Source organism: Bradyrhizobium lupini, from assembly GCF_040939785.1.
Taxonomy (GTDB): domain Bacteria; phylum Pseudomonadota; class Alphaproteobacteria; order Rhizobiales; family Xanthobacteraceae; genus Bradyrhizobium; species Bradyrhizobium canariense_D.
Genome location: NZ_CP162553.1, coordinates 5,270,749 through 5,283,901, shown reverse-complemented (window position 1 = coordinate 5,283,901; position 13,153 = coordinate 5,270,749). Strand labels below are relative to the sequence as shown.

General features: G+C 64.2%; 10 protein-coding genes and 2 pseudogenes. 3 read left to right on the top strand and 9 right to left on the bottom strand.

Annotated features, from left to right (window positions below; genetic code table 11):
• Positions 1 to 76 precede the first annotated feature (76 nt).
• From uxuA to AB3L03_RS25110, 6 genes and pseudogenes are all read right to left on the bottom strand, one after another.
• A pseudogene (gene uxuA, locus AB3L03_RS25135) lies at positions 77 to 1,265 on the bottom strand (mannonate dehydratase).
• Positions 1,266 to 1,283: 18 nt separating this feature from the next.
• Positions 1,284 to 2,333 (bottom strand): L-idonate 5-dehydrogenase, encoded by a 1,050-nt coding sequence (locus AB3L03_RS25130; RefSeq protein WP_368507172.1) that lies wholly within the window; start codon positions 2,331 to 2,333, stop codon positions 1,284 to 1,286.
• Entirely contained in the window at positions 2,330 to 3,736 is a 1,407-nt protein-coding gene (locus AB3L03_RS25125; protein WP_085351941.1) for a TRAP transporter large permease, read from the bottom strand. The genes AB3L03_RS25130 and AB3L03_RS25125 overlap by 4 nt, the downstream gene beginning before the upstream one ends.
• A gap of 4 nt (positions 3,737 to 3,740) precedes the next feature.
• On the bottom strand, positions 3,741 to 4,319 hold the full coding sequence (locus AB3L03_RS25120; protein ID WP_018454000.1) for a TRAP transporter small permease: 579 nt from the start codon (positions 4,317 to 4,319) through the stop codon (positions 3,741 to 3,743).
• Positions 4,320 to 4,455: 136 nt separating this feature from the next.
• Positions 4,456 to 5,415, bottom strand: a complete 960-nt coding sequence (locus AB3L03_RS25115) for a sialic acid TRAP transporter substrate-binding protein SiaP (RefSeq protein WP_162496399.1) — start codon at positions 5,413 to 5,415, stop codon at positions 4,456 to 4,458.
• A 104-nt stretch (positions 5,416 to 5,519) separates the two neighbouring features.
• Positions 5,520 to 6,329, bottom strand: coding sequence for a FadR/GntR family transcriptional regulator (locus AB3L03_RS25110; protein ID WP_085361530.1), 810 nt, complete (start codon positions 6,327 to 6,329; stop codon positions 5,520 to 5,522).
• Between the two features lie 144 nt (positions 6,330 to 6,473).
• On the opposite strand from AB3L03_RS25110, the gene AB3L03_RS25105 reads away from it, so the two are divergent.
• Together AB3L03_RS25105 and AB3L03_RS25100 are read left to right on the top strand one after the other, a co-directional pair.
• Entirely contained in the window at positions 6,474 to 7,943 is a 1,470-nt protein-coding gene (locus AB3L03_RS25105; protein WP_085361544.1) for a mannitol dehydrogenase family protein, read from the top strand.
• Between the two features lie 99 nt (positions 7,944 to 8,042).
• A complete protein-coding gene (locus tag AB3L03_RS25100; protein WP_085361531.1) occupies positions 8,043 to 8,450 on the top strand; it encodes a nuclear transport factor 2 family protein in 408 nt (135 codons plus the stop codon).
• A 69-nt stretch (positions 8,451 to 8,519) separates the two neighbouring features.
• Here the strand turns inward: AB3L03_RS25100 and AB3L03_RS25095 are convergent, their stop codons facing one another.
• A complete protein-coding gene (locus AB3L03_RS25095; RefSeq protein ID WP_085351942.1) occupies positions 8,520 to 9,236 on the bottom strand; it encodes an HAD family hydrolase in 717 nt (238 codons plus the stop codon).
• A 144-nt stretch (positions 9,237 to 9,380) separates the two neighbouring features.
• On the opposite strand from AB3L03_RS25095, the gene AB3L03_RS25090 reads away from it, so the two are divergent.
• Positions 9,381 to 10,235 (top strand): SDR family oxidoreductase, encoded by an 855-nt coding sequence (locus AB3L03_RS25090; protein WP_085351943.1) that lies wholly within the window; start codon positions 9,381 to 9,383, stop codon positions 10,233 to 10,235.
• Between the two features lie 7 nt (positions 10,236 to 10,242).
• Here AB3L03_RS25090 and AB3L03_RS25085 read toward each other — a convergent pair.
• Together AB3L03_RS25085 and AB3L03_RS25080 are read right to left on the bottom strand one after the other, a co-directional pair.
• Positions 10,243 to 10,674, bottom strand: a pseudogene (locus AB3L03_RS25085) (dienelactone hydrolase family protein); the annotation flags it as partial.
• A gap of 899 nt (positions 10,675 to 11,573) precedes the next feature.
• Entirely contained in the window at positions 11,574 to 13,148 is a 1,575-nt protein-coding gene (locus AB3L03_RS25080) for a porin (RefSeq protein WP_085357572.1), read from the bottom strand.
• Between the last annotated feature and the right edge of the window lie 5 nt (positions 13,149 to 13,153).

The following is a 13,153-nucleotide window of genomic DNA, read 5'->3' as shown; positions in this document are numbered from 1 at the left end:
TCCAGAGTCCTTCCGCGGAGGAATTCTGGTTTGGTTCGCTGCGCTCGCAATGACGGTATGGATAAAGTTTTGGCCTCTATCGATGCTCGATCGCGCGGATCGCGCCGCGGAGCTCGGCCAGGCCGCGGAGGCGGCCAATCGCGGTGTAGCCCGGATTGGTGCGCTTGGTGGCCGCGAGATCGTCGAGCATGCGATGGCCGTGGTCGGGCCGGAACACAATTTTTCTGGCCGGGCGAACGCCGCGCGTTCTCCTTCAGCAGCGCCTTCAGCACCGCGACCATGTCGACGTCACCGTCGAGATGATCGGACTCGTAGAAGGACAGGCCATCCGCCTCGCGCTTGGTCGCGCGCAGATGCGCAAAGGCAATGCGCGGGCCGAAGCGTTCGGCCATCGCGGGAAGATTGTTCTCGGCGCGCACGCCAAGCGACCCCGTGCACAGGCAGATACCATTCGCCTTTGACGGCACCGCATCGAACAACGCCTGATAGTCATCGGCGCTGGACGCGACGCGCGGCAGACCGAACAGCGGGCGCGGCGGGTCGTCCGGATGCAGCGTCAATGAGACCCCGAGCTGCTCGGCGACGGGGGTGACGCGGCCCAAAAACTCGGCGAGATGCTGCCGCAGGATTTTTGGCGTGACGTCGCGATATGTTTCGAGCCGATCGCGGAATTGCGGGATGGTCAACGGCTCGGTGGTGGAGCCCGGCAGCGCGCTGGCGATGACCATGACGAGATATTCGATATCGGCCTGGCTCATCTGCTCGAACAGTTTTTTCGCGCGGGCCTGCTGCTCGGGCGAGTATTCCTGGACGGCGGCGGGACGCTTCAGGATGTGCAGCTCGAAGGCCGCGAAACGGTCTTGATCGAAGCGCATGGCGCGGGCGCCGTTCGGCAGCTCCCATTCGAGATCGGTGCGGCACCAATCCACGACGGGCATGAAGTTGTAGCAGATGATCTTGATGCCGGCCGCGGCAGCCGCCTCCAGGCTGGCGATCCATGTCTCGATCGAGCGCGTCGCTTTAGCCCCGAGACGCTTGACGTCGTCGGGGATCGGAATCGATTCCACCACCGACCAGGTCAGCCGCGAGCGCCCGGGTTGGCCGCTCTCGATGAAGTTCTTGCGCTCCTCGACCGCCTTGCGTGTCCAGGCTTCGCCGATCGGCACCTGATGCAGCGCCGAGACAATGTCGCTCGCCCCGGCCTGCCTGACATCGTCGAGCGAGACCGGATCGTCCGGCCCGTACCAGCGCCATCCCTCGAGCATCATAAGAATTCTCCCCGATCAGTTCGCGGTCAGCACGACCTTGACGCTCTGCGAGCGGTCGAGCGCCAGCCGCAGCGCGTCCGGCGCGGTGGACAGCGGCCGCTCGGCGGTGACCAGCGACAGCACGTCGACGCTGCCGTCCGCGATCAGCTCCACCGCCGTCATGAACTCAAGCCCGAAGCGGAACGAGCCGCGCAGGTCGATCTCCTTGGCCATCACCGCATTGGCCGGCACCGGAATCTGGCCACCCGGCAAATTGCCGATCTGCACCACAACGCCGCCGCGCCTGACGATACCGATCGCACTGGCAAGGCCTGCAGCCGTGCCCGAGACTTCGAAAGCGACATCGTAGGGGCGCGAGGTGGCCTGCGCCTTCAGGCCTTCCTCGCCGGCTGCGACATTCTCGACGTGAGAGGCGCCGAGCCGGGTCGCAAAGGCCAGCGGCGCCGGCGCGATGTCGGCCACCGTGATGTCGATCATGCCGGCGCGGCGCGCGGCGAGCATGGTCAGAAGCCCGATCGGACCGGCGCCGAAGATGATGCCGCGCTTGCCATCGATGTTGCCGGCACGCGCGACGGCGTGCAGGCAGACCGCGAGCGGTTCGGCGAGCGCCGCGGCCTGATAGGACACATGATCGGGAATCTTCACGCACTGTGCCGGGATCGCGTCGAAATAGTTGGCAAAGCCGCCCTGCATGTGCGGTGTCTTCGAGGCCGAGCCCATGAAGTAGATATTTTCGCAGAGGTTCTGCCGGCCTTGGCGGCAGGCGCCGCAATGGCCGCACCAGCGCGACGGGTTGACGGCAACGCGGTCGCCGACCTTTAGATTTGCCGCGGAGCCCGCGATCTCCACGACCTCGCCGGAGATTTCATGGCCGAGCACCAGCGGCGATTTCACCACGAAATCGCCGGTCCGGGCATGGCGGAAATAATGCATGTCCGAGCCGCAGATGCCGCCGGCGCCGAAACGGAGGCGCACCATGCCTTCAGCGAGCTTGTCGAGCGGATGCTCGACCATGCGCAGATCTTCGGGGCCAAACAGGGTTGCGGCGAGAGCAGTTGAGGTCATTTGGAAAGTCCCATGTATTTCGGTAGCCACAGGGTCAATTCGGGGATGTAGGTGATCGCGATCAGCGCAACCATCAGCGGCACCAGCCACGGCAGGATCGCCACCGTCGTGCGCTCGACCGAGAGCTTTGCGACGCGCGCGAGCACGAACAACACCATGCCGAGCGGCGGATGCAGCAGACCGATCATCAGGTTCAGCGTCATGATCAGACCGAAATGGATCGGGTCGATGCCGAGCTTGAGCACGATCGGCAACAGGATCGGCACCAGAATGGTGATCGCCGCCGTGGTGTCGATGAAGCAGCCGACGAACAGGATCAGGACGTTGGCGAGCGCCAGGAACACCCATTTGTTGTGGGTGATGCTGAGCATCCAGTCCGACAGCATCTGGGCTGCCTGCGACACCGTCAGCAGCCAGGCGAAGATCGAGGCTGCCGTGACGATGAACAGCACCGAAGCCGTGGTCTCGATGGTGTCGAAAGTCGCTTTCGCGACCGTTTTCATCGTCATGGTGCGGTAGCGTACCAGGCCGAGGAACAGCGACCAGATCACGGCGGCGACCGCGGCTTCCGTTGGGGTGAACCAGCCGAGCGTCATGCCGCCGATCAGGATCACCGGCGCCATCAGCGCCATCACCGCGGAGAAGTCGAAGTACCAGTCGATCGCGAGCAGCGCGAACAGGCCGAGACCAACTGCCCAATTGGTGGAGAGACCGGCGACCGTCAGAAGCCAGACAGCCATCGGGAAGCTCAATACGACGAGGATCTCGAGCCCCGCCGATCCCAATTGCGGCCAGGAGAACGGCGTATCGCTGCCCCATTTGTTCTTGTGCGCGAAGTAGGTGACGGTGGCCATCATCAGGAGCGTCAGCACGACGCCTGGAATGACGCCCCCCAGAAACAGCGCGCCGATCGAGACGTTAGCCATCATGCCGTAGATCACGAAAGGCAGCGACGGCGGGATGATCGGCCCGAGCGTGGCGGAGGCCGCGGTGACGCCCACGGAGAATTCCGTGGAGTAGCCGTGGTCCTTCATCGCCTTGATCTCGATGGTACCGAGACCGGCGGCATCCGCGATCGCGGTGCCAGACATGCCGGAGAAGATCACCGAGCCAATGATATTGACGTGGCCGAGGCCGCCGCGCATCCAGCCGACCAGCGCGACGGCGAATTTATAGATGCGCCCGGTGACGCCCGCGATGTTCATGAGATTGCCGGCCAGGATGAAGAACGGCACGGCGAGCAACGGAAAGCTCTCGACACCGGCGATCATGCGCTGCGCCAGCGTGACGTCGGGCGTCACGCCGCTGACCAGGATGTAGAGCAGCGACGACGCCGCCATGGCGATGGCCACGGGAACGCCGAGCAGCATGAGGATGAGGAAGCCTCCAAGCAACAGCAACATGGAATTACCCTTCAAAGCCGTCGTAGGCGCCGGGACGTTCGAGGATCGAGTAGCCCTGCCGCAAATGTTGTATGGCCACTTGCACCGAGCGGACGAACATCAGCACGAAGCCCGCCAGCACGGCGTAATAGACGTAGTCCTTGGGAAGATTGATGGTGGTCATGGATTCGTCGCCGATGATCTGGATGTAGACCCAGACCAGCTTGATGGCGTAACCGAAGAAGACGATCCGAATCAGATCGATCACTGTCGACAATGCGCGCGCCACAAGGTGCGGAAGATAGCGATAGAGCAGGTCGACTTGGATGTGCCGCGACAGCCGCACGCACATCGAGGAGCCGATGAAGACCACGCCGATCAGGCAGTAGGTCGCGATCTCCTCGGTCCAGGCGTAGCTGTCGTTGAGGACGTAACGGGTGAAGAACTGGAGGAAGACGGCGAGCGCCATCACCCAGAAGATCGCCAGCGCGACCCAGTCCTCGAAAGCGTAGATGCCGAGATCGACCTTGGGCGTCGCCTCTTCCTCGAAGGTGTGGGCGATCTCGTCCGCGGTGATCTGCCGGTGCGTTTCGGCGGTGGACATGGGTGTGCTCCTCAAACTGATCACGTCGTTCCGGGATGGTGCGTCAGCACCAGACCCGGAACCTCGAGATTTTCAGGTGCGCAATTGCACACCGTAGTTCGGTCCTGCGGACCGCCCCGGGATGGCGACTACGTCGTTACTTCACCGCCTGAATGCGTTCCCAGTCGGCCTTGCGGTAGCCGAAAGTCTCGAACGCGACGTTCTTCAGCACGGTGTCGCGGAACTCGCTCTTGTCGACCTCGGTGACGGTCAGGCCCTTCTCCTTGAAGAAGGCGACCAGCTTGGCCTCGTTCTGCTTGATCTCCGCGGTCGCCTTGGCGGCGGCCTCCTGCGCGACGTCGGTGAAGATCTTCTTGTCCTCGTCGCTGAGCTTCTTCCAGAGCGCACCGGCCACCACCGTGTTGAGATGGTCGACGATGTGGCCGGTCAGCACGATGTGCTTCTGCACCTCGTAGAACTTCTTGGCCTCGATCGTGGTGAGCGGATTCTCCTGGGCTTCGACGGTACCGTTCTGGAGCGCCAGATAGACCTCGGCGAACGCGATCGGCGCGGTGTTGGCGCCGCAGGCGCGCGGCATAGCGAGATAGGCGGGCACATCGGGCACGCGCATCTTCAGGCCCTTGAGGTCGGCACAGGTCTTGATCGGCTTGTTCGACGAGGTCTGGCGCACGCCGTAATAGGTCACCGCGACGATGTGGTGGCCGCTCTTGTCCTCATAACCCTTGGTGAGCTCCTTGAAGATGTCGCTCTTGGTGTAGGCCAGCAGATGATCGGCATCGCGGAAGGTGTAGGGATAATAGGTCACGCCGATCGGCGGAAAGCTCTTGGCGGCAAAGCTCGAGCCGGAGATGATGATGTCGACCGAGCCGAGCGAGAGGCCCTGGTTGATGTCGGACTCCTTGCCGAGCTGCGACGCCGGATAGACGTCGATCGCATAGCGCCCGTTGGTGCGTTTGCCGATCTCCTGCGCGGCCCAGACTGAAGCAGTGTGGAACGGCTCCGAGGTCTCGTAGACATGGGCCCATTTGAGCTTGGCCTGCGCCATGCCGGCGCCAGTCGTAGCAATCATCGCCGCGGCCGAGACCGCCAGCACCATTGTCATCTTTTTCAACACTGACTTTTCCTCCATTTTTCAAGTCTGCTTCTTTTAAATCTGCTTCATGTCCGCCCGCCCCCAACGCGGGTGCGGGCCGCACGATCTCATCTCGGTCGCGCGCTGCTGCTCGCAGCTCGCTTCTTCTTCGGCGCACGTTCCGGTTTTGTCGGTTTTGCCGTCGATCGCGCCGCGCGCCCGGAGGACAGTCCTGCCGCGCTCTCGGCGCCGAAGTTCTGCGCAAAGCGCTCCTGGGATCTCGCGAGATGATCGCGCATGGCTTCGCGCGCGGCCCCGGGATCATGCGCCGCGATCGCGTCGCGCACCGCGCGATGCTCGTCGAGTGCAGTGCGCCACGTGCCCGGGCTCTCGAAATAATGCGCAAGCTGCGCGAAATAGGGATTGAGGCGCTGGTCGAACAACTCGCCGACCACGCGCACCAGAACGGCATTGCCGAGGCTTCCGGCGATCGCGATGTGGAAGGCGCGGTCGTGGACCATCGAGGCTTCGCCGGGGTGTTCTACATTCTCCATCGCGACAAGGGATGCATCGATGCGGGCAACGTCGTCCTTCGTCGCCACGCGCGCGGCTTCCTCGGCGATGGCGCTTTCCAGGAACTCGCGGGCGCGCAGCAGCTCGAACGGGCCCTCGATGACGGAAGCAGGCGCGGTCGCCGCAACCGCCGCCGGCTCGATCACATAGATGCCGGAACCGACGCGGATGCGGAGGCGGCCCTCGACTTCGAGCGCGATCAGGGCTTCGCGCACTGTCGGCCTGGATATCTTGAGCTGCTCGGCGAGTTCGCGCTCGGTCGGCAAGCGGCTGCCGACCGCGTACTCACCGCTGTCGATCAGGCTTCGCAATTGATCGGCGACTTGGCGATAAAGCCGTCTCGCCTCCACAGCTTCCAGCGGCACGCTGGTCCTCCCGAAAGGGTCATGCCGGCAGCTCTCGCTGCCCGCGGCCCGCCAATTTTGGAAAATTGGTCTTACCAATTGACCGCAGCATTGACCGAGGACGGGCGCCATGTCAAGCAGCGGCCAAACAAGGGGAAAGACCACATGCGCCTTGGCCGCGCCAATCTCGACCGGCTGCCACCCGGCATCCGCCGCCCGGCCTACGACCGTTCGCGGGTCACGCCCGGCATCGTGCATCTCGGCCTTGGCGCGTTTCATCGTGCCCACCAGGCCGTCGTCATCGACGATTGTCTTGGCGCCGGCGCCACGTCATGGGGCATCGTCGGCGCGAGCTTGCGCAGCCCTGATACACGCGACGCCCTCGCCCCGCAGGATCATCTCTATACGGTTGCCGTCCGTGCAGCCAAAGGCACTGAACACCGCATCATCGGTGCGCTGCTCGACAGCATGGTCGCGCGCGAAAGCCCGGCACGATTGGTCGAGCGAATGGCCGATCCCGCCATTCGCATCGTCTCCCTCACCGTCACCGAGAAAGGCTATTGCCACACGCCCCAGACCGGCGATCTCGACGAACGGCATCCTGATGTCGTGCACGACCTCAACAATTTCGACGCGCCGCGCTCGGCTCCCGGCTTCATCGTCGCCGCGCTGGCGCGCCGGCGGGCGCTGGGCGCCCCACCCTTCACCGTGCTGAGTTGCGACAACCTCGCCGCCAACGGCCACACCGTGCAGCGGATCGTGACGCAATTCGCCGCGCTGCGCTCGAAAGATCTCGGCAAGTGGATCGCGGATGCGGCGGCCTTCCCCTCGACCATGGTCGACCGGATCGTGCCGGAGACGACGGACGGTGACCGCGATGCGGTTTCATCAGCGCTCGGTTTGCGCGATGCATGGCCTGTCATGACCGAGCCCTTCACGCAATGGGTGGTCGAGGATCGCTTTACGGCCGGCCGGCCCGATCTTGCCGCCGCGGGCGTCGAACTGGTGAACGACGTCAAGCCGTTCGAGCTGATGAAGCTGCGGCTGCTCAACGCCAGCCATTCGGCGCTGGCCTATCTCGGCTATCTCGCAGGCTACGAGACCATCGCCGACACCATGCTGGATTCGCATTTCGCGCGCCTCGCCGCACAGGTGATGGAAGAGGCCGCGGTGACATTGACGATGCCATCAGGCGCAGATCTGGCCGCCTATCGCGCCTCGCTGCTCAGGCGCTTCGCCAATCCGGCGCTGCATCACCGCACCTGGCAGATCGCGATGGACGGCTCGCAAAAGCTGCCGCAGCGCCTGCTCGGCGCGATGCAGGATCGTCTCGCCAGGAACCTGCCGATCGCGACGCATGCGCTCGCGGTGGCCGGCTGGATGCGCTACGTCAGCGGCCTTGACGAGAAGGGCCGCACCATCGACGTGCGCGATCCGCTCGCAGCCGAGTTCGCCGGCTTGGCGCGCGAGGCAGGTCCCGTCGCCGAACGATTGGCACCCGCGCTGCTCGGCGTCGGAAAAGTGTTCGGGCCCTTGGGCGCCGAGCCGCGCCTGCGCGAAGCCGTGACCGCTGCGCTCGGCCGGCTCTACAAGGATGGCGCGCGGCGTGCGGTGGAGATTCTGGTCTCGGCGTGACCACAAAACGGGCAGCGATGCTGCATTGCGGTCCAGATCGACGGAAAGTCGACGGAAGTCTTGCTTGATTTTTGCCTGTCATTGCCCCACCCGAGAGGCATGGCAAAGGACAGCAAGGTGATCGCCGCGAACGCAGCGTTCTACGCCGCCTTTTCGACCGGCGATTTCGACGAAATGGAGCGGATGTGGGCGGACGATGACGCCATTTCCTGCATTCATCCCGGCTGGCCGGCCATCATCGGCCGGGCCACGGTGATCGGAAGCTGGCGCGACATCCTGCAGAGTCCGGAGCGGCCGCAGATCCTTTGCGCGGAACCGCAGGCCATCGTCGATGGCGACAGCGCGCGCGTGCTCTGCATCGAGATCGTCGACGGCACGGCATTGGCTGCGGCCAACCATTTTCGGCGCGTCGGCGACGACTGGCGCCTGGTGCACCACCAGTCCAGCCCGATCGCGCAGATTGTCGAGCAAGCTGAGGACGATAGAGCGAGCCACCGCGTCCATTGAGGGCGCCCGGCCCGCAGGCACATTCTACTGTGCATGGGGTTGTTTTTTCAGTTTTTTTGTTTTGCCGCCTCACCCGAGCCCCGACAGATCATCCAGCACGACCCGCGCCTGGCTAAAATCGTCGTCCCGGAAGAACATGCTTCTGGTGATGAGCACGGGAATGTTCGCCCGCGAAGCTGCGGTCAGGCCGTTAGCGGAATCCTCGATCGCGACGCAGTCGGACGCGTTGAGCTTCAGCCGCGCCAGGGTCTCGACATAGACATCCGGCGCAGGCTTTTTATGCCGCACGTCATCTCCGGCGACAATCGCATCAAAATCCGCGGCCCAGCACTTTCCCAGGGCGCGCGACAGCAGCGCGTCGATGTTGGCGTGCGACGTGGTCGTCGCGATCGCGAGCCGCTGGCGGCGCGCCTTGGCAGCGACGAGGAGATCCGTCACCCCGGGCCGTAAGGGGCAGCAGCCGGTTTGGACCAGTTCGGCATAATGCGCGGTCTTGATGCGGTGGAGTTCCGCGATGTCCACATCCGATAATGGCGCGGCGATCCTCAGCCTTTCATGGTGGGCGCGAATGCGTTCCTTGCCGCCCGTGACCCGCAGCAGGTCCTTGTAGACGGCCCGATCCCATTGCCAATCGAGACCGTGGCGGGCGAAGGCATGGTTGAAGGCCTGCCGATGCAGCTCTTCGGTCTCAGCCAAGGTGCCGTCGACGTCGAAGATCAGCGCGGCGGCGCGGCGGACTAGCTCAGCCGCGTCAGATAGCATGATGGCTGGCGCTTCTGCCTGCATGATCGATGCGTCCCTCCGGTGAGCGACCATCGCCTGCACAGGCGGGCGAGACAAATTGCAATATCTTTTGCCGGACCCAAAAATCTCTTATGAGCGGAGGCGCGCTGCGGCGCGAACGGGAACTCCGACCTGCAAGGAAGATGTATGCTGCTCTTTATCCTTGGCCTCGGCTACAGTGCGCGGCACTTCGTCCGCCTGTTCGGTGGCCGCTTCTCGCATATCGCCGGCACGGTGCGCGATCCCGCGCAGCGGGGCGCTCTCGCCGGCGTCGAGGTGCATGCTTTCTCCGGCAGCAGTCCGGCACGCGAGACGATCGAACGCATGAGGGACGCGGATGTCCTTCTCGTTTCGATCCCGCCCGGCAGTGCCGGCGATCCCGCAATCGCGGCCTTCTCCGGCCTGCTGGCGGCGGGCGGCGACCGCAAGATCGTCTATTTGTCCACGATCGGCGTATATGGTGATCACGCCGGCGGCTGGGTCGACGAGAGCACGCCGCCGAAGGCGGACCTCGACCGGACGCGCATGCGGGTCGCGGCGGAACAGGCATGGACCGACACGACCGGTGGCGACGCCGCGATCCTGCGGCTTGCGGGTATCTATGGCCCCGGCCGTAACGCGCTGGTGACGCTGCGCGCTCGAACGGCGCGGCGCATCATCAAGCCGGGACAGGTGTTCAACCGCATCCACGTCGACGACATCGCGAGCGCGATCATGGCTGCGATTCATCACCCGAGCGGCGGCACGTGGAACGTCTGCGACGACGAGCCGGCGCCGCCGCAGGAGGTGATCGCTTACGCGGCGAAGCTGATGAATGTTGCACCGCCGCCGGAAGAGCCGTTCGAGACCGCCGAGATGTCGGCGATGGCCCGCAGCTTCTATGCGAGCAGCGCCCGCGTCTCCAACGCGAAAATGAAGTGCGAGCTCGGCGTCACGCTTGCTTATCCGACCTACCGCCACGCCCTGGATGCGTTGTGGCAAGCGGGGGAAGGAGGATCATGATCAAGCGTCAGCTCAACACGCCATACTTCTTGAACCAGGCCTGGGCCTGCTTCCAGGCATCTTCTGCTGCGTCCTTGCGATAGCTGCCGCGGTAGTCGGCATGGAAGCCATGCGGCGCTTCCGGATAGATCTTGAACTCGGCCGTCTTCTTGTTCTGCTCCAAGGCTGTCTTGAGCTGCTCGACCTGGGCGACGGGAATGCAGGTATCGGCGCCGCCATAGAGGCCGAGCACCGGTGCCTTCATCTCGGGCGCGAGCTGCATCGGGCTCTTCGGCCACGGCCGATTGGCTGGATCGACCGGCGGACCGTAGAAGGCGACGCCGGCCTTGAGGCTGCCCCTGTGAGCGGCATATTCCCAGACGGTGCGTCCGCCGCGGCAGAAGCCGATGATGCCGAGCTTACCGGTGTGGCCGCCTTGCGATCCCGCCCACGCCACTGTCTCGGAATACTGGATCGCCCGGTCAAGCCGGGCGATGACAGGGAGTGTGTAGCCGTAGACACGCCTTCGCGTCCTCGCGGCGTTTCGCCCGAGCTTTGCCTGGTCATTCCACCCTCTTGTCCAAGAGGGCGCAGGGAAGGCCGGGTGCCGGCTGGCACCCGCGGTCCGCTGCGCGAAAATGTAGCGCAAGGAAACCGCACAGCAGCATACAGGTGTAGCCAATCACTCGGCCTTCCCTGCGCGATGGTTGGACGGCTTATGCCGTGCTCTCCCGGGAGCCGAGTTCCTTTTGGCCTCCCTCGTCCCAACGAAAGTCACCGGCACCGCGCCGGTTGACGCGGATGCCGCATTCGCCAGGGCTTGACCGTAGCAACGACGGCCAGGACCACACGGTTTTGCCGTACGCACGGCTCGCCATTTCGCCGCAGTTTTTCCAGCCCTGTCGACGGAGCCGGAAACTTACAGACGAGACGAAGCCTAGCAGCGCCGCTCGTCGGAACGCAGCCTTGGGCTCACGGAGAGCAATCCGCCCTGCCCTTGGCCTCTCGCACCCGAACGCTGCCGCGTCCACCGCAAGCCCGGCTCGCGAACATGACGACCACAAGATCGCCCCTCAAGGATGAGCCGGGATGCACGACACATACGTAGTTTCCGAATTTCGGTAAAGCGGAATATTTTTGTGAGAGCGGATTGACACGGGGGCGACACAGGCGCGGTCCCGTAGCCCGGATGAAGCGAAGCGTGATCCGGGAAGGTGCCGGACGCAGCGCGAGCAGCCCCCGGATCACGCTTCCGCTCCATCCGGGCACCGGGGCTTCGCCGCCCTATATCATCTGCCTTGCGCAAAAAAACACCCGGCGGTTTCCCGCCGGGTGTTCGTTCATGTGTTTCGATAGATTTTACCAGTTGCGCTGAGCGCGGAGGATCATGGCGACCGAGTCCTGATCCTTCAGCTCGTAGGCCGCGGTTGGCTTGGCGGTCGCGACGCTCGGGGAGGCGCCAACCGTACCAGAATACTTCTGGTCGAGATGGGTCCAGGACACGTCCGCCGAGAAGGTCAGGTTCTTGACCGGGGTCCACCGGGTGACGACACCTAGCTGGCCGATCGCGAAGTCAGGGTTGCAACCCGTCACACCTGCCAGGGCTCCGAACACACCGGCGCCGCCGCCGGCGCCGCAGATGGTGGTCTTGGCCAGCGTGCCGAACTGGGCCTGAGCGTAAGCACCGTACAGCGAGGAGTTCCAGTTGGGATCCCAGTTGTGGGTGTAAGCGCCACGGAAGCCCCACGTCTTGACGGTTTCCTGCGAGCTACCGGTCACGTACACCGTGTCAGGAGCATTGGCGAAGCCAACGCTCTGGTAGGCAACACCCGAGCTACCGAACAGCGAGTAGCTGCTGCCCGACAGGTTCTGGAAGTTGTAGCGGGTCGCGCCGTCGGTGTAGACGCCCTGGATGTTGATCGTGTCACCCGCGCCGGTCGGGATGTTCTTGATCGACAAAGCGAGCTGAACCGCCCAACCCCACTTGTCGTCGGGATGGCCGGTGGCTTCGGTCGCGCCGTAATAGGCGACATGGTTGTCATGCGCAGCCACTGACGCCTGGAAGAGACCCCAGGCCTGATCGACACGCACCTGACCGACGAGGTTCGGCGAACGCGAGCCGCCGAGGGCGTTGGTGCCGTATGAGCCGCCGATGATGCCACCTGCGGTCGCGCCGGTCATGTTGAGGTTGCCGGCCTGATAGTAGGCCGTCGCATCTTCAGCGGAGAACGATGCCGTGACGCCCTGGCCGAAGTCGGCGGTGTAGGTGAACTGGGTGACGCCGGTAACGGTGCCGCTGCCGCCGACGAGGTTGTCGGTGATGTTGCCGGGATAGTTGGTCCAGGGCGCGTCGAACTGCGACACGGCCTTACCCATCGTGAAGCCGGCGAACTGGATGAAGGCGTAGTATACGCCGAGCGCACCGGCCGAGGTATTGCCGTCGGTGCCGTTGACGTTGCCGCTACCCGAACCGACGAGGCCTGTGCCCGCAGCGTTGAGACCGAGCGTACCGCTGTACTGGGTGCCACCCGTTGCCGAACCGGTGCCCGAATAGTTGCCGGTCGTCCAGGTAAAGACGCCGTCGAAGAACGTGCGGACCACGCCGTATTCGGTCGCGGTGCGGGTGTCGATGTTGAGGTCTTCACGAGCGCGGAAGGTGTAGTAGTTCATCAGGCGGTTGCGTGCACCGGCAACACCGCTCTGGTTCGGGTTGAAGTCCGAATTGGTATTGAGGTTCGCATCGGCACGCAGGTAACCACCCAGCTTGATGCAGGTGTCGGTGCCGGGGATGTAGTAGAAACCGGCGCCGTACAGCGAGCAGATCTTCACGTATTCGACCGCCTTGGCCTTCACGGGAAGATCGGCAGCGAACGCCCCGGAGGCGGCCATCAGGCCGGCAGCCGAGCCGAGAAAGAGTGTCTTCGTCAACTTCATCAGTA

Excerpts from the sequence above, each read along its gene's own strand:
- AB3L03_RS25090 (WP_085351943.1), top strand. The coding sequence starts at position 9,381 with ATGCTGCTCTTTATCCTTGGCCTCGGCTACAGTGCGCGGCACTTCGTC.
- AB3L03_RS25120 (WP_018454000.1), bottom strand. The coding sequence starts at position 4,319 with ATGTCCACCGCCGAAACGCACCGGCAGATCACCGCGGACGAGATCGCC.
- AB3L03_RS25115 (WP_162496399.1), bottom strand. The coding sequence starts at position 5,415 with ATGGTGCTGGCGGTCTCGGCCGCGGCGATGATTGCTACGACTGGCGCC.
- AB3L03_RS25100 (WP_085361531.1), top strand. The coding sequence starts at position 8,043 with ATGGCAAAGGACAGCAAGGTGATCGCCGCGAACGCAGCGTTCTACGCC.
- AB3L03_RS25080 (WP_085357572.1), bottom strand. The coding sequence starts at position 13,148 with ATGAAGTTGACGAAGACACTCTTTCTCGGCTCGGCTGCCGGCCTGATG.
- AB3L03_RS25125 (WP_085351941.1), bottom strand. The coding sequence starts at position 3,736 with ATGTTGCTGTTGCTTGGAGGCTTCCTCATCCTCATGCTGCTCGGCGTT.
- AB3L03_RS25095 (WP_085351942.1), bottom strand. The coding sequence starts at position 9,236 with ATGCAGGCAGAAGCGCCAGCCATCATGCTATCTGACGCGGCTGAGCTA.
- AB3L03_RS25105 (WP_085361544.1), top strand. The coding sequence starts at position 6,474 with ATGCGCCTTGGCCGCGCCAATCTCGACCGGCTGCCACCCGGCATCCGC.
- AB3L03_RS25130 (WP_368507172.1), bottom strand. The coding sequence starts at position 2,333 with ATGACCTCAACTGCTCTCGCCGCAACCCTGTTTGGCCCCGAAGATCTG.